The 21,305-nt window shown below is 68.6% G+C and carries 20 protein-coding genes; 7 read left to right on the top strand and 13 right to left on the bottom strand.

Features of this window, described 5'->3' with window-relative positions; all coding sequences use genetic code 11:
- Positions 1 to 32: 32 nt before the first annotated feature.
- Positions 33 to 392, top strand: coding sequence for a DUF1428 domain-containing protein (locus BM133_RS22170; protein ID WP_093438482.1), 360 nt, complete (start codon positions 33 to 35; stop codon positions 390 to 392).
- Positions 393 to 555: 163 nt separating this feature from the next.
- Here the strand turns inward: BM133_RS22170 and BM133_RS22165 are convergent, their stop codons facing one another.
- Positions 556 to 1,314 carry a sulfite exporter TauE/SafE family protein gene (locus BM133_RS22165; RefSeq protein WP_093438480.1) on the bottom strand — a complete coding sequence of 253 codons (759 nt, stop codon included), beginning with the start codon at positions 1,312 to 1,314 and terminating at the stop codon, positions 556 to 558.
- A gap of 82 nt (positions 1,315 to 1,396) precedes the next feature.
- Positions 1,397 to 2,236 carry an intradiol ring-cleavage dioxygenase gene (locus BM133_RS22160; RefSeq protein WP_093438477.1) on the bottom strand — a complete coding sequence of 280 codons (840 nt, stop codon included), beginning with the start codon at positions 2,234 to 2,236 and terminating at the stop codon, positions 1,397 to 1,399.
- A gap of 368 nt (positions 2,237 to 2,604) precedes the next feature.
- Here BM133_RS22160 and BM133_RS22155 point away from each other — a divergent pair, with 368 nt between their 5' ends.
- The 3 genes from BM133_RS22155 to BM133_RS22145 all read left to right on the top strand — a co-directional run bounded on the left by BM133_RS22155 (position 2,605) and on the right by BM133_RS22145 (position 7,541).
- Entirely contained in the window at positions 2,605 to 5,730 is a 3,126-nt protein-coding gene (locus BM133_RS22155; protein ID WP_093438475.1) for a hypothetical protein, read from the top strand.
- Positions 5,731 to 5,914: 184 nt separating this feature from the next.
- Positions 5,915 to 6,835: a LysR family transcriptional regulator gene (locus BM133_RS22150; protein WP_093438472.1), complete on the top strand. Its 921-nt coding sequence runs from the start codon at positions 5,915 to 5,917 to the stop codon at positions 6,833 to 6,835.
- 235 nt (positions 6,836 to 7,070) lie between these two features.
- Positions 7,071 to 7,541: a DoxX family protein gene (locus BM133_RS22145; RefSeq protein WP_093438470.1), complete on the top strand. Its 471-nt coding sequence runs from the start codon at positions 7,071 to 7,073 to the stop codon at positions 7,539 to 7,541.
- A 116-nt stretch (positions 7,542 to 7,657) separates the two neighbouring features.
- On the opposite strand, the gene BM133_RS22140 is transcribed toward BM133_RS22145, so the two are convergent.
- Positions 7,658 to 8,371 carry a Crp/Fnr family transcriptional regulator gene (locus BM133_RS22140; RefSeq protein ID WP_093438467.1) on the bottom strand — a complete coding sequence of 238 codons (714 nt, stop codon included), beginning with the start codon at positions 8,369 to 8,371 and terminating at the stop codon, positions 7,658 to 7,660.
- Positions 8,372 to 8,425: 54 nt separating this feature from the next.
- Here BM133_RS22140 and BM133_RS22135 point away from each other — a divergent pair, with 54 nt between their 5' ends.
- Both BM133_RS22135 and BM133_RS22130 read left to right on the top strand, forming a co-directional pair.
- Complete coding sequence (locus BM133_RS22135) at positions 8,426 to 10,096, top strand: adenylate/guanylate cyclase domain-containing protein (RefSeq protein ID WP_093438465.1); 1,671 nt, start codon at positions 8,426 to 8,428, stop codon at positions 10,094 to 10,096.
- 126 nt (positions 10,097 to 10,222) lie between these two features.
- Positions 10,223 to 10,609, top strand: coding sequence for a helicase SNF2 (locus tag BM133_RS22130; RefSeq protein WP_093438462.1), 387 nt, complete (start codon positions 10,223 to 10,225; stop codon positions 10,607 to 10,609).
- A gap of 66 nt (positions 10,610 to 10,675) precedes the next feature.
- On the opposite strand, the gene BM133_RS22125 is transcribed toward BM133_RS22130, so the two are convergent.
- The 6 genes from BM133_RS22125 to BM133_RS22100 form a co-directional block, all read right to left on the bottom strand.
- A complete protein-coding gene (locus tag BM133_RS22125) occupies positions 10,676 to 11,737 on the bottom strand; it encodes a maleylacetate reductase (RefSeq protein WP_093438460.1) in 1,062 nt (353 codons plus the stop codon).
- Between the two features lie 109 nt (positions 11,738 to 11,846).
- A complete protein-coding gene (locus BM133_RS22120; protein WP_093438457.1) occupies positions 11,847 to 12,254 on the bottom strand; it encodes a DoxX family protein in 408 nt (135 codons plus the stop codon).
- A complete protein-coding gene (locus tag BM133_RS22115; protein WP_256219311.1) occupies positions 12,251 to 13,642 on the bottom strand; it encodes an MFS transporter in 1,392 nt (463 codons plus the stop codon). The genes BM133_RS22120 and BM133_RS22115 overlap by 4 nt, the downstream gene beginning before the upstream one ends.
- Positions 13,639 to 14,850, bottom strand: coding sequence for a 3-hydroxybenzoate 6-monooxygenase (locus BM133_RS22110; RefSeq protein ID WP_093438452.1), 1,212 nt, complete (start codon positions 14,848 to 14,850; stop codon positions 13,639 to 13,641). The genes BM133_RS22115 and BM133_RS22110 overlap by 4 nt, the downstream gene beginning before the upstream one ends.
- A 1-nt stretch (position 14,851) precedes the next feature.
- Complete coding sequence (locus tag BM133_RS22105) at positions 14,852 to 15,823, bottom strand: amidohydrolase family protein (protein WP_093438450.1); 972 nt, start codon at positions 15,821 to 15,823, stop codon at positions 14,852 to 14,854.
- Positions 15,824 to 15,839: 16 nt separating this feature from the next.
- Positions 15,840 to 16,829 carry a Bug family tripartite tricarboxylate transporter substrate binding protein gene (locus BM133_RS22100; RefSeq protein ID WP_093438448.1) on the bottom strand — a complete coding sequence of 330 codons (990 nt, stop codon included), beginning with the start codon at positions 16,827 to 16,829 and terminating at the stop codon, positions 15,840 to 15,842.
- A 74-nt stretch (positions 16,830 to 16,903) separates the two neighbouring features.
- Between BM133_RS22100 and BM133_RS22095 the strand changes: the two genes are divergently transcribed.
- On the top strand, positions 16,904 to 17,353 hold the full coding sequence (locus BM133_RS22095; RefSeq protein ID WP_093438446.1) for a MarR family winged helix-turn-helix transcriptional regulator: 450 nt from the start codon (positions 16,904 to 16,906) through the stop codon (positions 17,351 to 17,353).
- A 22-nt stretch (positions 17,354 to 17,375) separates the two neighbouring features.
- On the opposite strand, the gene rtcA is transcribed toward BM133_RS22095, so the two are convergent.
- The 4 genes from rtcA to BM133_RS22075 all read right to left on the bottom strand — a co-directional run bounded on the left by rtcA (position 17,376) and on the right by BM133_RS22075 (position 21,156).
- On the bottom strand, positions 17,376 to 18,413 hold the full coding sequence (gene rtcA, locus BM133_RS22090; RefSeq protein ID WP_093438444.1) for an RNA 3'-terminal phosphate cyclase: 1,038 nt from the start codon (positions 18,411 to 18,413) through the stop codon (positions 17,376 to 17,378).
- Positions 18,410 to 19,267, bottom strand: coding sequence for a nucleotidyltransferase domain-containing protein (locus tag BM133_RS22085; protein WP_093439354.1), 858 nt, complete (start codon positions 19,265 to 19,267; stop codon positions 18,410 to 18,412). Before BM133_RS22085 ends, rtcA begins: the two co-directional genes overlap by 4 nt.
- Positions 19,268 to 19,371: 104 nt before the next feature.
- Positions 19,372 to 20,592, bottom strand: coding sequence for an RtcB family protein (locus BM133_RS22080; protein WP_093438441.1), 1,221 nt, complete (start codon positions 20,590 to 20,592; stop codon positions 19,372 to 19,374).
- Positions 20,593 to 20,631: 39 nt separating this feature from the next.
- Entirely contained in the window at positions 20,632 to 21,156 is a 525-nt protein-coding gene (locus BM133_RS22075; RefSeq protein WP_093439351.1) for a hypothetical protein, read from the bottom strand.
- Between the last annotated feature and the right edge of the window lie 149 nt (positions 21,157 to 21,305).

The raw sequence follows: 21,305 nt of genomic DNA, 5'->3' as shown, positions 1-21,305 counted from the left end.
AACGGTTCTATCTTTCATTCAGGAGATCTCCCATGGCCCGCTATGTAGACGGTTTCATCGTTGCCATTCCCACCCAGAACGTCGAGGCCTACCGCAAGCTCGCGCGCAAGGCCGGCAAGGTGTGGATGGAGTACGGCGCGCTCGAATACGTGGAGTGCATCGCCGACGACGTGAAGCCCGGCAAGCTCACCTCGTTTCCGCAGAGCGTGAAGCTCAAGGCCGACGAGACCGTGGCCTTCTCGTGGATCGTCTACAAGTCGCGCAAGCACCGCGACACGATCAACGCGAAGGTGATGGCCGACCCGCGCATCGCGTCGATGGACCCGAAGACGATGCCCTTTGATGGCAAGCGGATGATCTTCGGCGGCTTCAAGAGCATCGTGGAGTTCTGACTCGCCCCCAGGCTGCGCGCACTTCGTGAAAAAGTGGGCTCGCCCCCAGGCTGCGCGCACTTCGTGTCGCTTCGCCAACCCCCTACCGGGGGCAACACCTGAGGCCCGGCAAAGCCGGTTCCTCGGTGTTTCGCGAAGGGGCCGGGTTACGTTACGGCCGGCCTCAGGCGAAGAATCCGTCGTAGGCCAGCTTCAGGCCCGTGAGCAGCATGCCGAGGTACACGAAGCGATAGAACCACGTCGCGTCGATGCGCCTCGCAATGCGGATGCCCACCCACACGCCCAGCGGTGCGAGCGGCATCAGCGCCACCGAGGTGGCCAGCGTGCGGAAATCGATGAGGCCGAGCCACGCGTAGGGGATCCACTTGCTCAGATTCACCACGAAGAAAAAGTACGCCATCGTCGCCGTGAACACCACCGGCTTGAGCCGCAGCGGGATCACGTAGGCGTTGATCGGCGGGCCGCCCGCATGGGCGATGAAGCTCGTGAAGCCCGACACCACCGTGAGCGCGGCGCCCACGCCGCGCGAGGGCAGCGGATCGTCGGGCCTGGGCGGAAACGCGAGCCGCTGCGCGAGGAACAGCAGCGTGAACACGCCGACGATGCCCGCCACCGTGTGCGCCGACAGCACGCGGAACAGCAGCGTGCCGACCACCGTACCGATCAATCCGAACGGGATCAGGAACTTGAGCAGCGACCGGTCGAAGTCGCGCCGGAACGCGGCGAGCCCCAGCACGTCCATCAGCAGCAACAGCGGCATGAGGATCGCGGCCGCCTGCGGCACGGTGACCGCGAGCGCCATCAAGGGCACCGCGAGCGAACCGAAGCCGGCGCCGAAGCCGCTCTTGCTCACGCCCAGCAGCAGCACAGCGGGGATGGCGACCGCATAGAAATGCGGGTCGGTGATGAGAGGAAAGGCCATGGGATGTGACGGGGCGGGGCGCAGAAAAAAGCCTGCCGTCAGGGGCAGGCTTTGCGAGCGTAGCAGGCCCGGGTCTGGGGCCTCAGGCGATCTGCTTCAGCGGGTTCAGCACGAAGTCGAAGTCCAGCCGCCAGCGGCCGTTGTCCTGCTGCTTCCATGGCGCGACCAGCGACTGGCGCACCGCGAACACCGCGTCGGAATCGAGCCACTTGTCGCCCTCGCGGAACACATGGGTGATGAGGTGCTCGTAGCCCGGCGCCTCGATCTTGAAATGCAGGTGCGCGGGCCGCCACGGATGGCGCTTGGTCGCGCGCAGCAAATCACCCACGGGGCCATCGACGGGAATCGGATAGGCCTGGGCCAGCACGCTCCTGAAATGCAGCGCGCCGTCGGGCCCGGTGCGCAGGCGCCCGCGGTTCTCGGCGTGGTCGAGCCCCGCGTGCTGCACGTCGTAGTGGCCGCCTTCGTCGGCCTGCCACACATCGACGACCGCATTGGCGACCGGCTCGCCATCGAGGCCGCGGACGGTGGCGTACACGTCGCACGGTTCGCCCGCGGCGCCGTTGGCCACGTCGTCGCCGTGCGCGTACTCGGGCGCGCCTTCGACGTAGAAAGGTCCGAACACCGTGGCCTCGGTGCAGCCGTCCGGCTTGCCGTTGTTCATCGCGATGGTGAGCATCGAGAGGCCCAGCACGTCCGACAGCAGGATGAACTCCTGGCGCTTGTCGTCGCACATCTGGCCGGTGGCCGTGAGGTACTGGATGCCCTGGAACCACTCCGCCTCGGTGAGCTTCACCTCGCGCGCGAAGGCGTGCAGGTGCTGCACGAGGCTGGTCAGGATCTCGTGCAGCCGAGGGTCCGGCGTGTCGGCGAAGCGCGCGAGCACGGCCTGGGTGATGTTGTCCTGGTTGAGGTTGCGCATCGTGGCTGTCTCCTTGTGCTGCCGTCGCTGTGTGTCTGTCTCGGGGGTGCTGCGGACTGTAGGCCGCGCACCGCGCCCCCGAAAGCGCCAAGGCGCAAATGATTTTTCCGCCCAGCGGAACGATCGGCGCGCCCGGCGTGTTTCATCGCCCGTGAACGCGGCCGGCGTTCCGGCCGAAAAGCGCGCCGCGTTACGTAACGAATCGCGAAAGCAGCCCGTTCCGGCGTCGGGGGTTTGCCCCGGCCTGTGCGAAAAAACCATTTCAGATCAACAAGTTATCTCGCCTTCGGGGGCACGGCGAGATGCAGGCGCGAAGGCGGCACGCATGTTGCGCTTTGTGGTTACTTATTCCTTCGAGGAGGCCGCCCATGATCACCCCCCAAGCACCCATCGCTTCGACCCCGGCCATGGCCGAGAACGGTGCGGCCCCCGTGGTCCTGGCCCAGGCCAGCGTCACACCGGTCGCCCCCATGGGCTCCAGCGCGATGGCCTCGCCCTCGATGTCCGCGGGCCTGGGCTCGCTGTCCAACGCCACGCCCGGCACGGTCGTCGTGCGCGACGGCGTGCGGATTCCGGTGGACGGCACCCAGACCCTGATGGCGGGCGACCGCGTGATCGTTCCCGACGGCGGCCACGCCAATGTGCTGTTCCCCGGCTCGACGGCCAACAAGGCGCCGCTCGCGGGCGTCTTCGAAGGCGGCACCGACGCCACCATCGGCTCGACCAAGCTGCCCGGCGGCCTGGAGCAGGTGAATGTGGACGTGGCCGCGGGCAACCTGGAAGTCACGCCGGCCGACAGCGATGCGGACGCAGCCGCCGTGGCCGTGACCAAGAAGGCCGCGGGCGGCAGCGGCATCGGCCTGGGCGAATTCGCCCTCGGCGCGCTGGGCGCCGTTGCGCTCGGCGCCGCGTTGAGCGGTGGTGGCGACGGCGGCGGCGGTGTTTCCTTCCTCGCTCCGGGCCTCGGCGAAGGCGACGCGGACGCCGATGCGGATGCCGATGCGGACGCGGATGCGGACGGAGATGCAGATGCTGATGCGGACGCCGATGCCGACGCTGATGCCGACGCAGACGCGGATGCGGATGCCGACGCAGACGCTGATGCGGACGCCGATGCGGATGCAGACGCAGATGCCGATGCCGACGCAGACGCCGATGCAGACCACCTGCTCGATCCAGGCGACGGCGCCGTCGGCCATCTGGTCGGCGCACTGGACGACCTCCTCGGCCTGGGTGGCGGAAGCGCCGCGGCGGCCCGGGCTGCCGCCAGTTCCTCCGGCACGCTGGGCTCGCTGATGCCCACGGTCGATGGCCTGACGGACCTGGTGGACAACGTGCTCTCGCCGATCGCGGGCACCGACTTCAGCGCCAACGATCCGAACGAATTCGATCCGGTGGACGACGCCGTCGGGAACCTGGTGGTCGATATCGGCGGCGTCCTGACCCCGGTGGTCGACGGCCTGCTGGGCAACGGCCTGACGGACGCACTGGTCGGCTCGCTGATCGGCCAGGTCGACTATCTGACCGACGCGCTCGGCAACATCCTGGAGAACGTGCCCGGCAGCGACGGCCTGCTCGGAGGCGTGACCACGGGCCTGGGCATCGACGGTCTCGTGGACGGGCTGATCGGCGACGACGGCGTGGTCGGCCAGGTGCTCGAGGGGCTGTTGGGCGAGGACGGCTTGCTGGGCGGCCTGCTTGGCGAAGACGGCCTGGTCGGACAGCTGCTGGGTGACGACGGTTTGCTGGGCGGTCTGCTCGGCGGCGAAGGCGGTCTCCTCGGCGGCGTGCTTGGCGACGATGGCCTGCTGGGCGGTTTGCTCGGCGGTGACGGCGGTCTCCTCGGCGGCGTGCTCGGTGATGACGGCCTGCTGGGCGGCTTGCTCGGCGGTGACGGTGGTCTCCTTGGTGGCGTACTTGGTGATGACGGCCTGCTGGGCGGCTTGCTCGGCGGTGACGGCGGTCTCCTCGGCGGCGTGCTCGGTGATGACGGCCTGCTGGGCGGCTTGCTCGGCGGTGACGGTGGTCTCCTTGGTGGCGTACTTGGTGATGACGGCCTGCTGGGCGGCTTGCTCGGCGGTGACGGCGGTCTCCTCGGCGGCGTCCTGGGTGACGATGGCCTGGTCGGCGGCCTGCTTGGCGAAGACGGCCTTGTCGGTGGATTGCTCGGGGGCGACGGCGCACTCGCCGGCCTGCTCGGCAGCGAAGGCCTCTCCGGCGGGCTCCTCGGCGAGGGCGGCCTCGTGGACGGCTTGCTCGGACCCGACGGCGTGGTTGGCAACCTGCTGAGCGACGGGCCGCTGGCCGGCCTGCTCGGCGGCGAAGGCGGCCTGCTCGGTGGTCTGCTGGGTGATGACGGACTCCTGGGTGGCGTCCTCGGCGGCGACGGTGGTCTCCTTGGCGGCCTGTTGGGCGGCGACGGTGGTCTCCTGGGCGGCGTGCTCGGTGAAGATGGCCTCGTCGGCGGCCTGTTGGGTGGCGACGGCGGTCTCCTTGGCGGCGTACTCGGCGAGCACGGCATCGTCGGCGGCCTTCTGGGTGGCGACGGCGGTCTCCTCGGCGGCGTGCTCGGCGAGAACGGCATCGTTGGCGGCTTGCTCGGCGGCGACGGTGGTCTTCTCGGCGGTGTGCTCGGTGAGGATGGCATCGTCGGCGGCCTGCTGGGCGGCGACGGTGGCCTCCTTGGCGGCGTGCTCGGTGAGAACGGCATCGTTGGCGGCCTGCTCGGCGGCGACGGCGGTCTCCTCGGCGGCGTGCTCGGCGAGAACGGCATCGTCGGCGGCCTGCTCGGCGGCGACGGTGGCCTCCTCGGCGGCGTACTCGGCGAGAACGGCATCGTCGGCGGCTTGCTCGGCGGCGACGGCGGCCTCCTCGGCGGCGTACTCGGCGAGAACGGCATCGTCGGCGGCTTGCTCGGCGGCGACGGTGGCCTCCTCGGCGGCGTACTCGGCGAGAACGGCATCGTCGGCGGCTTGCTCGGCGGCGACGGCGGTCTCCTCGGCGGCGTGTTGGGCGAGAACGGCATCGTCGGAGGCCTGCTGGGCGGCGACGGCGGTCTCCTTGGCGGCGTGCTCGGCGAAGACGGCATCGTCGGTGGCTTGCTCGGCGGCGACGGCGGTCTCCTCGGCAGCGTCCTCGGCCAGGACGGCCTCGTGGGCAACTTGCTCGGCGGACTGCTGGGCGGCAGCGGCCCGGCCGCGAACATCCTGGAGCCGGTCTCCTCGCTCACCGATGCGATCGAGCCGATCGCGGCCAGCGTGCTGCACGCGGTGTCCGACATCACGGCGCCCGTGACCGACATCCTGGCCGGCGCGGGCGCGAGTTCGGGCTCGGGCTCGCCGCTCGCTGCCGTGCCCGACGTGGTGGTGGGCCTCGGACACGTGGTCGCCCCGCTGGTGACCGAGGTCGTGACCCCAATCACCAGCCTGCTCGACCACGGCACCGGCGGCGCGGCGTCTCCGGTGACGAACATCCTGCACGGCCTGCTGGGCTGAGCCCGCCGCGGGACGGCGCGAAGCGAAGAGGGACCGGCAACGGTCCCTCTTTTTTTGCGCGTGCGCCTGGGTCCTCGCGGCGCATCGGACCGCCTCCTAGAATCACCGGCTCGGTGAAGCCGGGGGCCATGCGCCATCCCCCGGAATCAGCCGCCACAAGACAAGCCCCGGAGACATCCCCGCCATGGACCGCTGGACCGAAATCGCCCTGCTCGTGCAGATCGCCGATGCCGGCAGCCTCGGCCGCGCGGCCGAGGCGCTGGGCCTCTCGAACGCCGCCGCAAGCCGCCACCTGAGCGCGCTCGAAGCGCGCCTGGGCGCGCGGCTGGTGGAGCGCAACACGCGGCGCCTCTATCTCACCGACACCGGCCGCGAGTTCTGCGCACGCGCCAAGACCATCCTGGCCGACCTGGCCGATGCCGAGTCGACGGTGAACGCCACCGCGCTGAACCCGACCGGCGTGCTGCGCATCACGGCCTCGCTCTCGTTCTCGATCCATCACATCGCGCCGCTCCTGCGCGAGTACACGCAGCGCTATCCGGGCGTGACGGTGCACGTGGAAGCGGCCAACCGCTACTTCGACCTGATCGACAACAACATCGACGTGGCGATCCGCACGCGCGAGTACGAGCCCGATTCGAACGTCACGATCCGCCGGCTGGGCGAGACGCGGCGCATCCTCGCGGCGTCGCCGCGGTACTTCGCGCAGCACGGTTTTCCAAAAACGCTGGACGACCTGAAGCAGCACAAGCTGCTGATCTACACCCACGCCAACAACCCCAACGAGCTGCGCTTCACCCGCAAGGGCGAGACCCACGCGGTGTCCGTCACCGGCCTGCTCGAATCGAACGACGGCCAGGTGCTGCGCGCCGCCGCGCTCGACGGCATGGGCATCCTGGTGCAGCCGACCTACATCGTCTACGAAGACATCGTGGCCGGGCGCCTGGTGCCCACGCTGGACGACTGGGACCTGCCGCACCTGGCGATCAACCTGGCGTACCCGAGCCGCAAGCACCTGTCGGCGAAGGTGCGCAGCTTCATCGATTTCATGGCGGCGCATTTCGTCAAGATGGACTACGAGCGCAAGTGGACAAGCAGGTTCTAGGCTCGCCCCCAGTCTTCGCGCACTTCGTGTCGCTTCGCCACCCCCTACCGGGGGCAACACCTGCGGCCCGGCGAAGCCGGTTCCGCGGTGTTCCACGAAAAAAGGAACACGCCAGCCAATGCCTGAAAGATGTGCGTAAACGCACATCCCGCCTTCCGGCAGATCCGCACACTGGAACCGCAACCGCCGCATCCCGTGGCGGACCCTTCCTTTTTCAAGTTCGCAAGGATCTGCCATGAACACCGTAGCCGCCAACACCCCGCGTGCGCCGATCGCATCGTCGTCGCTCGCCTCCCCCTCGCCCGCCGCGCTGGACGATGCCGGCAAGCTGCTGCTGCGCGTGACCATCGGCGTGCTCGTGCTGCTGCACGGCATCTTCAAGCTGTCGGCGGGCGTCGGCTTCATCGGCGGCATGCTGGCCAAGGCGGGCCTGCCGGGCGGGCTCGCCTATCTCGTGTACGTGGGGGAAATCGTGGCACCGCTGCTGCTGATCGCCGGTTTCTGGACGCGCGCCGCCGCGGGCGTGATCGTCATCAACATGATCGTGGCCCTGGGCCTCGTGCACATGGCCGACCTGTTCGCGCTCACCAAGCAGGGCGGCTGGGCGCTGGAACTGCAGGGCCTGTACCTGTTCGGCGCGCTGACCGTGGTGCTGCTGGGCGCCGGCCGCTTGAGCGTCGGCGGGACGAACGGACGCTGGAACTGAGCGATCTCGCGAACCATTCGTGGAATGCCGCAGCACCGGCTTTGCCGGGCTGCCGGTATTTCCCCCGGCAGGGGATGGGCGAAGCGACACGAAGTGCGCGAAGCCCGGTGTGAGCCTCAATCCCCGCGCACCTGCGAGACCATGAGCTCCAGCCGGGCGGCGTCGGCCACCAGCAGCGCCTTGCCGTCCTTGCGCAGCACGCCGCTGCGCACCAGCACGTTGAGCTCGCGCGTGACCTGCTCGCGGTTCGTGCTGATCTGGCTGGCCAGCGCCGCGTGCTTGGGGGCCGGCTCCAGCCGGGCCTCGTTGCCTTCGACCCCGGCGGCGCGTGCGAGACGCAGCAGCTCGGCATGCAGCCGGTTCTGCACGCCCAGCGTGCTCAGGTCGATCACGCGTTCGGAGAGCTGGCGCACCAGCGAGGCCAGCCGCTGCATCACCCGCTCGGCGATCCGCGGCTCGTCGCGCAAGAGGGCCATGAAGGCGGCGCGGTCGAGGCTGGCGACGACGCTGGGCTCCAGCGTCACCACGTCGGCGGAGCGTGGGCCGCCATCGATGGCGGCGATGTCGCCGAAGTACTGGCCCGCTTCGGCATCGCGGAAGGTGACCTGCCGGCCGTTGGCCGAATAGGTCGTCACCCGCACCCGGCCCGAGACCAGCAGGAACACCTCGCCCTGCTGCTCGGCGCGCAGGAGCAGCGGCTTGCCGGCCTCCACGCTGTGCCACAGGCACTGTTGCGCGAGCAGGTCCAGGCGCTGGTCGGAGAGGCCTTCGAGCAGCGCGATCTGGCGCAGCGCGAGGCTGGAGCGGAGGGTGGGTTCAGGTTTGGCCATGCCGGGTCGGTGGGAGCGCGCGGATTATGCTCGGGTGCCGCTTCGAACCCGTTCATGGACAGACGTTCCCCACCACCTCCTTCGCCCCCTTTTTCGCTGAGACCACCGACACGGCGCAATCTCCGCTGGGTGAGCGGACTGGTGCTGATGGGCTACGTGACGGTGCACCTGCTGAACCATTCGCTGGGCATCTATTCCTTCGCCCTGGCCGAGAGCGTGCTGCGCGTGGCGCAGAAGTTCTGGCACAGCCTGCCGGGCACGGTGCTGCTGTACGGCGCGGCCCTCACGCACCTGGCGCTGGCCGTCGTCGCGCTGTGGGAACGGCGCACCCTGCGCATGCCGCCGCTGGAGGCCCTGCGCGTGCTGCTGGGCTTTGCGCTGCCGCTGCTCATCGCCACCCACCTGACGGCCATACGCGGCGCCTACCAGGCCTATGGCATCGACGGCTCCTATGTCCGCGTCGTCTGGGGGTTGTGGAACCTGCCGGGCGCGGCCGCGCAACTCGGCCTGATGCTCGCGGCCTGGACCCACGGCTGCCTCGGCCTGCACTTCGCGCTGCGGGCGCAGCCCGTGTACCGGCGCTTCTCGTACCTGTTGCTGGCCATCGCGGTGGTGCTGCCGCTCACGGCGGCGATGGGCTTCGTCTCCATCGGCCGCGAGTTCCAGTGGACCGGCGTGCCGACCGTGCCGGTGCCGACGCCCGCGCAAGGGCAGGCGCTGAACGAAGCCGAACAGAGCCTCAAGTGGCTCTATGTGCTGGCGCTGCTCGCGCTGCTCTCGGCGCGCTGGGGGCGCAACTGGTTTGCGCGCCTCTCGCGCCAGCCATCGATCGCGCTGCGCTACCCCGACCGCACGGTGCAGGTGCCGCGCGGCTGGAGCGTGCTGGAAGCGAGCCGCTCGCACGGCATCGCGCACGTGTCGATCTGCGGCGGCCGCGCGCGCTGCTCCACCTGCCGCGTGCGCGTGGTCGGCGCGCCCGGGCACATCGGCGAGCCGGGCCGCGACGAGCAGCGCACGCTCGAACGCGTGCGCGCACCGGCCGACGTGCGGCTGGCCTGCCAGCTGCGCCCGCAGGGCGACATCGAGGTCACGCCGCTCTTCGCGCCGCTGCCCAACGAGGGCCGGCCCGCGCCGGTGGGCAGCTTCGGGCGCGAGCGCGACGTGGCGATCCTGTTCGTCGACCTCAGGCGCTGGTCGGGCCTCTCCGAGCGGCAGTGGCCCTTCGATCTCGCCTATGTGCTCGACCGCTATTTCGCCACCGTCGGCGCGGCCGTGCGCGAAAGCGGCGGCGTGCCCAACCAGTTCATCGGCGACAGCGTGATGGCGATCTTCGGGCTCGAGTGCGACCTGCCCACCGCGTGCCGGCAGGCACTGCACGCGACCACGCTGATCGCCCAGCGCATGGACGCGTGGAGCGAAGGCTTCGAGGCGCAGTTCGGGCAGCGCCTGGCGTTCGGCATGGGGCTGCATGCGGGGCGCGCGGCGGTGGGCGAGGTGGGCTACCTGGAGACCACCACCTTCACCGCCATCGGCGAAGTGGTGAACACCGCGAGCCGCTTGCAGGACCATTCGAAGACGGCCGCCTCGCGCCTCGTCGTCTCGCTGTTCGCGGCACAACAGGCCGGCGTCGCAGATGAGATGGGTGTGCCCGACGCACTCATCGTGCGAGGCCGCTCCGAGCCGCTCGACGTGCTGTATCCGCAGCCCGCGACGATCCCTTTGTAGCGGGTCTTCTGGATGACGAAAGCGGTGCGCAAACGCACAGCGCGAACCACGATGCGGTTTCACACTGCATTCCGTGGCAACGACGAATGTCCGCCGTCCACACCGTCATCCGAAGGGACTTTCATCATGAACACCAAGCAACTCATCGCCCTCTCCGCCGCCGCCTTCGCCATGCTGGGCGCAGCGGGTGCCGCACACGCCGAGACCTACGAAGGCGTGCAATCGATCGCCTCGCAGGCCAGCCGCGCCGACGTGCGGAGCGAAGCCGTGGCCGCCGCGCACAGCGACAACCCGTATGCCGACGGCGCCAATTCCGGCCCGGCTTCGGTGATCGCTTCGGCGACCAGCCGCGCCGCGGTCCGCGCCGAAGCCGTTGCCGCCGCGCACGGCGACAACCCGTACGCCGAAGGCGCTTCGTCGGGCGTCGCGCCCGTGGTGGCCAGCACCGTCGACCGTGCCGCGGTGCGTGCCGCCGCCCGCGCTGCCGCTCGCGGCGACGCACTGCCGCTGTAAGCGGTTCGCGGCGCCCGTCCCGCTTCGGCGGCGGGCGTCTGCGGACCGGCTACGGGCCGCAGCAGTTCAGGGCCGCACGCCTTCCCACGCGTTCTGCAGCAGAGCACGAATCGCATCGCGCTCCAGCGGTCGCGGATTGGGATACTGGTTCTGCAGTGCATGCGCGCAGGCCACGTCGAGGTCCGATTCCTTCATGCCGATGTCGCGCAGCGCGACCGGCGCGCCGTTGTCGCGCGCGAGATCGAACACGGCCTGCGCTGCATTGCCTCCACCCAGCGCCTTCGCGATGCGTGCCATCGCTTCGGGTGCCGCTGCGGCGTTGTAGGCCAGCGCGTGCGGCAGCACGATGGTGTGTGTCTCGGCGTGGGGAAGATTGAAGCTGCCGCCCAACGTGTGGCACAGCTTGTGGTGCAGCGCCATGCCGACGTTGCCCAGCACGGTGCCGCAGAGCCAGGCGCCGTAGAGCGCGTCGCCGCGCGCGGCCGCATCCTGCGCCGAGGCCCGGATCGCGGGCAGCGCGCGGCCCAGCGCGGCGATGCCCTCCTCGGCCATGAGATCCATGATCGGATTCGCATCGGTGGCATAGAGACCTTCTGCCGCGTGCGCGATGGCGTTGATGCCGCTCGTCACGCTCATGCGGACGGGCAGGCTCATCGAGAGCTCGGGGTCGTAGATCACGGTGCGCGGCAGCACCTTGAAGTCCTTGCCGGTCTTCTTCATGCCGGCTTCGGTGATGCCGTAGATCGGCGTCATCTCGGAGCCCGCGTAGGTGGTCGGGATCGCGAGGATCGGCAGGCCCGAGTCCAGCGCGATGGCTTTTCCGAGACCTGTGGTCGAACCACCGCCGATGGCCACGGCGCAGTCCGCGCCCAGGCGCTGCGCCACTTCTCTCGCTTCACGCGCGGTCTCGATGGGCACGTGCATCACGGCACGATCGAACACGCCGGCCGCGTGCGCACCGAGCATGTCGGCCACGCGCTCGGCCTGCACGCGCTGCTCGGGCGTGCAGAGCACCAGCGCACGGCGCGCGCCCAGCGCGTCGATCTCGCGCGCCAGGTGCTGCAGCGATCCCGCACCGAAGACCACCCGCTGGGGAACGCTGTTGTAGACGAAGGATTGGACAGGCATCGCTCGATCTTTCGTGAAAAGGTGCGCGCGAGTGTCTACCCGCCTCGCGGGCCGTTCAACCATGCGGGTGGAAAGGAGTTTTCCACCCGCCCCGGGGCACGGCCCGGCTTCAGGTGCTCGCCGTCTTCCGTTCGCCGCCGGTGGCCTGCACGATCAGCAGCAGGAAGCCGCCCGCCATCGCCACGTTCTTCAGGAAGTTGTTGAGCTGCCCCGCGAACTGCGCCGCATCGGCGGACCAGAACGCATGCGCGGTGAAGGCCGTGGCCAGCGTGAACAGGGCCAGCGCACTGGCCACCCACTGCAGGCGCCAGCCGGCGATCAGCAGCAGGCCGCCGCCGATCTCCAGCGCGATGGTCAGCGGCAGCACCACGTCGCCCAGCGGAATGCCCAGCTTGGCGAAGTAGCCGAGCGTCGCGCCATAGGCCATGAGCTTGCGCACGCCCGCGACCAGGAAGATCGCGGCCATCAGCACGCGGGCGGCCAGGGTCCAGCCGGAAGAGTTGTTCGTTGTCGTCATGTCGTTTCTCCTGGGCGCGCGATCGCACCCGTGAATTTCAATCGCCCCATGCAGAGCACCATCGCGCAGGAAAGCAGCGCCGGCACGGCCGCTGCGATGAAGAGCGCGCTGTTCGTCCAGTGCAGCCCGATGAGCCAACCCGCCAGCACCGGCCCCACGATGGAGCCCGCGCGGCCGATGCCCAGGCTCCAGCCCATGCCGGTGGCGCGCACCGTCGTCGGGTACACGCTCGAAGCCAGCGCGATGAGCGCGGGCTGCGCACCCACCACGCAGAAGCCGCTCACCGTCACCACCGCGAGCATCAGCGCGAGCGGCAGCGCCGGCTGGCCGATGACGCCGATGGCCAGCACCGCGATCGCGAAGACCGGCACCAGCACGCGGTAGAAGCCGATGCGGTCGATCAGCGGCCCCATCGCCACCGTGCCGACCACGCCGCCCACCTGCAGCAGCGTGCCGACCAGCACGGCCGTGCCGCCGCTGTAGCCGGCCTCGGTCGCGATGGTGGGCAACCAGTTCGCCAGGAAGAACAGGTTCAGCAGGTTCATGAAGTTGATGCCCCACAAGAGCAGCGTGGCCGGGCCGCGCCCTGCGCGGAACAGCTCGGCCACGGGGGCGCCGTCCTGCTTGGCTTCATGCACGACGTAGCGCGTGCCGGGGCCGATGCGCACCTCGGGCGCGATGCGCTGCAGCCAGCCGTGCACGCGGTCGAGCTTGCGCCCGCGCAACACCAGGAACTGCATCGACTCGGGCATGTAGCGCCACATCAGCGCGGCGATGACCAAGGGCACGATGCCGCCGAAGACGAACACCGCCTGCCACCCGCCCAGCGGAATGAGCACGGCCGAGATCAGCCCGCCCAGCACCGCGCCGCCCGTGAAGCCGCACGACACCCACATCATCAGCGTGACGCGGCGGCGATGCGGGCTGTATTCGCTGGCCAGCGCGCTCGCGTTGGCCATGATGCCGCCCAGGCCGATGCCGGTGATGAAGCGCATCGCGAGCAATTGGTCGAGCGTGTGCGTGAAGGCCGTCGCAAGCATGCACAGCGCGAAGAACACGGTGGCACCCAGCAGCACGGGGCGCCGTCCGATGCGGTCGGCGCAGATGCTCAGCACCAGCGAGCCGACCAGCATGCCGAAGAGGCCCGCGCCGAACACCGGCCCGAGCGCGGCCTTGTCGATGCCCCAGGCGCGCACGATGGCCGGCGCGACGAAGCCCATCGCCTGCACGTCGAAGCCGTCCATCACCACCGCGCAGCCGACCAGCAGCAGGATCCATTTCTGGAAGCTGCTGACGGGGTGGCTGTCGATCAGCGCGGGGATGTCGATGGCGGCAGTGGCACTTGCGCCGCCCGCGCTCGCTTCGAGCGAATCGGGGAATGCCTTCACACCGTCGCCTCGTCGAGGCAGGTGGCGGCCGTCCAGCCGTAGAGCCATTCGAGCGCATCGTAGAAGCGCTGCTGCGGCCGGCCGTTCCACATGCTGTTGCGCACGAGACGCTCGACGCCCTTGGCGTGATAGATGCGGCCCATCTCGCGCGCCGAGAGCACCACGCGCGCGGTGCGTGCGACCCGCGAGCGCTCGTACAGCGCCAGCGCGCGGGGCCAGTTGCCACCTTCGCGGCGCAGCGCAAGGCCCAGCGTCACCGCGTCCTCGCAGGCCGTGCACGCGCCCTGCGCGAGGTACTGCACCATCGGGTGCGCGGCATCGCCCAGCAGCGTGGCGCGGCCGAAGGTCCATTGCTCGATCGGGTTGCGGTCGGCCGTCGAGTAGCGCTTCCACGCCTTCGGAATGCGCAGCAGCTGCTGCACCTGTTCGCAGGTAGCGCGGAAGTAGCGCTGCACCTCGGCCGGGTCGCCGTCCATCGAGCCCCACTCCTCGGGCTGGTCGCTGTGGAAGGTGACGGCGATATTGAACTTGTCGCCGCCCTTGAGCGGGTAGTGCACCAGGTGGCAGTTGGGGCCGACCCAGATGCAGGGCGCGGTGAAGCGCAGTGCCTCGGGGAACTCGGCCGTATCGACCACCGCGCGGAACACCACGTGGCCCGACACGCGGATGCCGTCGCCCACGTACTGCTGGCGCACCGCCGAACGCACGCCGTCGCAGCCGATCACGGCCTGGCCCTCGTGCCGGCCGCCCTGCGCGTCGATGAGCGTCACGCCGCGGTCGTCCTGCTCGATGTGCACGACCTTGGTCGAGGTGAGGAACTCGATGCCGTCGGTGGTGGCCTTCACGCCTTCGAGCAGCGCGCCGTGGATGTCGGCGCGGTGGATCACCGCATAGGGGTTGCCGAAGCGCGCGCGAAATTCTTCCGACAGCGAGATGCTCGCCACGCGCTTCGCATCGATGGCATCGAACATCACCATCTCTTCGGTGTAGACCGCCTTGGCGCGCAGGTGCTCGCCCACGCCGAGCGCATCGCAAGCCGCGAAGGCGTTGGGGCTCAACTGGATGCCGGCGCCGATCTCGCCGATCTGCCCGGCCTGCTCGATCACCTTCACGCGGTAACCCTCGCGCACCAGGGCGAGCGCGGCCGCGAGGCCCCCGATGCCGCCGCCGGCCACGAGCACGGGGCGGGTGTCTTTCACGGCGCTCATGTCACTTCAGCCCGAAGAGCTTGCGGGCGTTGTCGCGGCCGATCTTCTGGCGATCGTTCTCGCTGATCTCGCAGGTGTCGAACCAGCGGGCCGCGTCCTCGTGCTTCTCGAACGGGTAGTCGACCGAATACATGATGCGGTCCGACCCCACTTCGAGCATCGTCGAGAGCAGCGTCGGCGTGCGGAAGTTGCCGCTGGTGGTGATGTGCACGTTGCTGCGCAGGTACTCGCCGATTTCCTTGTCGCAGGGCATGCCGCGGCGGCCCTTGCGCAGGATGTGGTCGACGCGCCAGATATTGAAAGGAATGCCCTCGCCGAAGTGGCCGAGGATCATCTGCAGCGCAGGGTGCTTGTCGAACATGCCGCTGGACATCAGGCGCAGCGCATGAATGGCCGTTTCCATCGCGAAGGCCCAGGTGGGACCGGTGAGCCAGTGCGCACCGTCGTAGATCGGTTCGCGGCTGGCCAGCGGATCGCGCGGGTGCATGTAGAACGGCTTCTTCAGCGCGGCGGCGGCGGTCCAGAAATCGGCGAAGCGCGGGTCGTCGTAGTAGACGACGGTGTGCTCGTCGCCGACCTGCGAGAAACCGTTGACCAGGAAGCCGTGAAAGCCCAGCTGGTTGACGCAGCGCTCCAGCTCGCGCGCGGCGGCCTCGGGGTCTTGCATTGGCAGCGCGGCGAACCCGCCGAAGCGCGTCGGGTGGCGCTTGACCTGCTCGGCCAGCACATCGTTGGCGCGCTGCGCCACTTCGATGGCGCGCTTCGCATCGGGAATGCCCTGCACCGCCGGCGAGTTGAGCGAGAGGATCGACAGCTCCGTACCCCACTCGTCCATCTTCTCGAGCCGCTGCTGCTCGAAGTCGAGCAGGTTGCTCTTGAGGCCCTGCCACACCTCGGGGCGGGCGTAGACCTGCGAGTCGGCGATCGTGAGGTCGATCGCGAAATGCTCTTCGAGCGCGATCTTGTTTTTCATGGGGGTCATTGGGTTATCACTCCGGTTTGATGTTCAGTTTGTCCAGCACGTCCTGCCAGGTCTTGCGGTCGTCGGCGATGTAGCGCGCCAGTTGTTCGGGGGTGCCGGGGCGCGGATAGGTGCCCAGCTCGCGCGACTTGGCGATCACGTCGGGCAGCAGCAGCGCCTCGTTCATGTCCTTGTTGAGCCTGGCGAGCACGAGCGGGTCGACCCCCTTCTTCGCGATCACCGCGAACCAGCCGTGCGCCACCGCACCGGGCACCGTCTTGCTCGCGAGCGGGAACGGCTCCAGCCCCGCCTCGACGCGGTCGCCCATGCTGGCCAGGATGCGCATGCGCCCGCCTTGCACGTTGCCCGCGACCACGTTGTAGGTCTCGACCATCATCTGGGTCTGGCCGCCCAGCGTGGCCTGCATGGCCTGCGCGCCGCCGGGGTAGTGCACTTCGAGGAACTGCGCGCCCGATTGCAGGCCGAGCAATGCCGAGGCCAGGTGCGGCGCGGTGCCGCGGCCGTTGTCGGCCACCTCGATGCCCTGCGGCTTGGCGCGCGCGGCGGCGATGAAATCGGCCAGCGTCTTGTAGGGCGAGTTGGCCGGCACCGCGAGCATGAAGGGCGCGACTGCCGCGAGCGTGACGGGCACGAAGTCGCGGTTGAAGTCGTAGCTCACGCCCTTGATCGTGCTCGGTGCGACGGAAATCGCCGAGCCCTGCACGAAGCCGAAGGTGTAGCCGTCGCTCTGCGCCGCGAGGATCGCGTTCATGCCGATCACGCCGCTGCCGCCGGGCTTGTTGTCCACGATCACGCCCTGCCCCCACTTCTCGCCGAGCTTGGCGCCCACATGGCGGATCAGCACGTCGGGCGCCGAACCCGCGGGAAACGGCACCACGAAGCGCACGGCCTGCGCCGGCCACCTGGCCGCTGCGCTTTGCGCATGAGCCAGCGGCGCCACCGACAGAAGAGAAAGCATCACCGCGATGGCGCTTCGGCGCGTGGGTTCCAGGTTCATGGTCGTCTCCGTTTTTGCTTGATTATTCAAGTAATTGCGGCGGACTATATACTTGAATAATCAAGCACGTCTAGATGAAAACCCTACACCCCGATCACGACCTCGAAAAGGCCATTCCGTTCCTTCTTGCACGCGCCGGCGCCCGCATGGGCAACGCCTTTGCGAAGGCGTTGAAACCTTACGGGCTCAGCCTGAGCGAGTGGCGCGTGTGCGCGTCGCTGCAGCACACGCCGCGCCAGACGCTGTCTGAACTGGCGACGCACGCCTCCACCGACCTGTCGGCGCTGTCGCGCATCGTCGACCGGCTGGTGGCACATGAATTGATGGCGCGCGAGAAGTGCGACACCGACAAGCGCGCGGTGCGCATCGATCTGACGGAGCGCGGCCTGGCGCTCACCTGCGAGCTGATTCCGCTCGCGCAGCACTACGAAGCGGTAGCGACTTCCGACTTCAGCGCGACCGAAGTGAAAACGCTGCGCGCGATGCTGCTGCGCCTGTACGCCAACGCGACGCCGCTCGCCTGAGCGAGCGGGCGTCTTCTTTTCATCAGGCCGGCGAGACCTGCACCGTCGAGGCCGCGCGGCTTTCGGTGATGGTGAAGCGCACCGGCAGGAAGCGCTCGATCACCGCGCAATTGGTGCGCGTGTGCGCCGTCACTTCACTGCAAGTGAACGTGGCGGCCTTTCCGCTCTGCCACGCAGCCAGCGCCAACAGCAGCGCGAGCTGATCCGCCAGATGCGGTCCGACGGCGGCCTCGCTTTTCTGGAACGCGCGCAGTTCCTTCACCAGGCCATGCGCCACCTGCTCGGCGCTGAGCGTCTTCTCGCCGAAGGCCGTGAACACTTCGGTCGTGTGTTCATAAGCCAGCGTGGCGATCAGTGCATTGCCAGGGCCTTCGTTCTGCCGCGCCGTGCCGAAGCGAAGCTGCTCGCCGGACCAGCCCATCGCGCCGCCCAACGTGTCGAGCTCGCGCGTCGGCACGTGGCGCGGCAGGCCCGGCGCCAGGCACTCTGCATGGGCCGACTGCTGCGCACCGCGCGCCATCAGGTCGAAGGGCTGCAGCGCGCCCGCAGCGGGCACGATGGTCGCCTCGACTTCGCCGCCGCCGGCCGGATAGAAGCCGCAGCGGCGCAGTGTGAGTTGCAGGTCGGCGCCGAGACGGCGCACCAATGGCACGAACGCACGCTCCAGGAAATGGAACGGCGGCGCCATCGGGTTGTGCGTGCCACCGCTCAGGTGCACCTGGCTGGTTGCACCGGCCAGCAGCAGCGGTGGCAGCACGGTCTGCAAAACGAGCATGCAGCTGCCCGCACTGGCGATCGCGAAGCGATAGTCGCCCGCGCGCACCGGACCGGGCACGAAGCGCAGCGACTGCGAGCCGAGCTCCGCACCTTCGACCTGCGCGCCGCTGATCTCGGCCGCGGCGTTCACGCACGCGAGGTGCTGGCGCATCAGGCCGGGCTTGGCGCGGCCGGCGCGAATCTTCTCGATGGCGAGGGGCTGGCCCGTCGCCACCGACAGCGCGAGGCTGGTGCGCAGAATCTGGCCACCGCCCTCGCCTTGGGAGCCGTCGAGTTCGATCATGCGCGGCCTCCTTCGTGCGCGGACGATGCAGCCGCATCGAAGCGCAGCACCGTCTCGCAGAGGAACGCATCGAGCCCCGCTTCTTCCGCCTGCGGCAGCGGCGTGATCGGCTCGGCCGCGTTGGCGGCCAGCTCGGCTTCGATGAACGCGTGGATGCCGGGCCAGCGCGGGCTGGTCGCGGCTTCGCCGGCGCGCATCTTCACTTCGAGCAGCGCGTTGATCTCGTCGATGAGCGCTGCGTCGCGCACGACGTCGAGCGTGTGCTGCGCCAGGTCGGCAAAGCGCATCGGCGGCACGCCAGGCTGCGTGCGGATCCAGCGCGCGGCCAGCAGCGGGCGCAGCACGTAGAGGTATTTCTTGTAGCGCACCTCGTCGGCCTGCAGGTGCTCGCGGAAGTTCTTCTTGGCCATCGAGGCGTAGTGGTGCCAGGCGCGCGCGTTGGAGAACACTGCCTCCGAGAGCGCGCGAAAACGCGGCATCGCCACCGCGTCGTCGCGGTAGACGATGGGCGAGCGCAGCCATTCGAGCAGCGTCGGGTTCGACTCGCGCATGAGACCCAGCGCCTTGCGCAGGTCCCATCCGTTGATGTCCAGGTCGCCGCTGATCGGCACTTCGATCACATCGCGGCGCGGCGTTACGGTGAGGTACCACGGCAGGCGGTTCACGTAGATGAAGCGCACGTCGTAGTCGCTGTCGGGCGAGGCGAAGCCCCAGCCGCGGCTGCCGGATTCGCAGGCGAAGAGGACGGTGACGTCGTGGCGCGCTTCGATGGCGCGCAGGTTGGCCATGATCTCCGCGCGCATGGCGGGGTCGATGGGGTGGGCGGATCGTATGAATTCTTCGTTCGTCATCATCAGCTTGTCTTTTTCTGTCTTCACGTTGCTCGTTGCTCGCGCCTCGCGAAGAGCGCCGGCCGCGGTGCACGCCTCAAGGCGAGGCGCACACCAACGGCCTTTGCCTAACCTTTCACGCAAACCACCTGCTTGAGCGTGTAAACCACCTCCACCAGGTCCTTCTGCGCCTCCATCACCGCGTCGATGTCCTTGTAGGCCATCGGGATCTCGTCGATCACGTCGGCGTCCTTGCGGCATTCCACGCCTTCGGTCGCGGCGATCTGGTCGGCGACGGTGAACAGCTTCTTGGCCTTGGTACGGCTCATCGTTCGACCGGCGCCGTGGCTGCAGCTCATGAAGCTCTCGGGGTTGCCCTTTCCGCGCACGATGTAGCTCTTGGCACCCATGCTGCCGGGGATGATCCCGAGTTCTCCAAGCTTCGCACTCACCGCGCCCTTGCGGGTCACGAGCACGTCTTCGCCGAAGTGCGTCTCGCGGCTCACATAGTTGTGGTGGCAGTTCACCGCTTCCACATGCGCCTCGAATGGCTTGGCGATCACCTTGCGCGCGGCCGCGACCACGCGCTGCATCATCACTTCGCGGTTCGCACGCGCGAACTTCTGGGCCCAGCCCACCGCACGCACGTAGTCGCCGAAGTACTTGGCGCCTTCCTCGAAGTACGCCAGGTCCTGGTCGGGCAGGTTGCGCTGGTGCAGCTCGGCGTCCTTCTTCGCGAGTTCGATGAAGTGCGTGCCGATGGCGTTGCCCACGCCGCGCGAGCCCGAGTGCAGCATGAACCACACGGCGCCCGCTTCGTCCAGGCACACCTCGATGAAGTGGTTGCCGGTTCCCAGCGTTCCCAGGTGCTTGTGGTTGTTCGTGTTCTTGATGCGCGGGTAGTCCTCGCAGATCAGGTCGAACTCATCCACCAGCCTGGCCCAGGCGGCATCGGTTTCGTCAGGCGGCGTTTCCCACGAGCCCTTGTCGCGGCCCATGCGCTTGGGGTTCGATCCGTGCGGCACGGCCTTCTCGATCGCGGCGCGCAGCGGGCCCAGGTTGTCGGGCAGGTCGCGTGCGTTGAGCGTGGTCTTGCAGGCCATCATTCCGCAGCCGATGTCCACGCCGACGGCAGCGGGGATGATGGCCTTGAAGGTCGGGATCACCGAGCCCACGGTCGCGCCGATGCCGTAGTGCACGTCGGGCATGGCCGCGATGTGCTTGAACACGATGGGCAGGCGCGCGGCGTTCTCGAGCTGCTTTTGTGCTTCGTCTTCCACGGGCACGCCGTTCGTCCACATCTTCACGGGGACACCGTTGGCTACTTCATGCAGTTTGTAGTTCGTCATTTTTTCTGTCCTTCTCTCTCTTCTCTCTTTGTTCGGTTCTTACTTCGGTTCTTGCTTCGGTTCTTGCTTTCGGGAGGCCCGCGGCCACTTCTTGAATGCAGCAATGAGTCCTTCGTAGGTGCGCAGCGGAAAGTCGTGCTCCACCCAGAGTTCGCGGTACTTCTGCGGGCCCACCTCCACGTACATGCGCTCCAGGATCGCATGGATGTTGCGCACCAGCGCCACGCGCTGGACGACGCCCTGGTCCAGCACCTCGTAGTCGTCCATGGCGGTGATGCCCCAGCTCGCCCAATCGCGGTAGCGGCGCAACTCGAACGCCATGGCGTCCGCGTCGCCGGTTACCACCAGATGGACTTCGCCGGGTTCGTCCATGAAGACGGCCGAGGCGGTCTTCGCACCCTTCGCGAGGTCGAGCCCCATGCGCGCGAGATCGCCCAGCGAATCGTGCAGGTACGACACGGCGAACGCCATCGGTCCGGCATCCGCGCGAAAACTCAACGTGGCCCAGCCGGTGCCGTTCAGCACGTAGCCGATCCGCTCCTGGGTGCGATCTTCATCCGACATGATCTTCTTTCCGTTCGACAACAACATACGACTGACTGGTGGACACGGCGGGATTCGAACCCGCATCAATACGGCGACCGTGGTGTTTGAATCCAGCGGCCCAGTCGACGGTTGGAAACGCGCGCCAGTGACAGACCCGTCATCGGAGC

The organism is Variovorax sp. 770b2 (assembly GCF_900115685.1).
Lineage (GTDB): Bacteria > Pseudomonadota > Gammaproteobacteria > Burkholderiales > Burkholderiaceae_C > Variovorax.
Note: the sequence above shows the minus strand (reverse complement) of the source record. Positions and strands in the feature narration are given on the sequence as shown.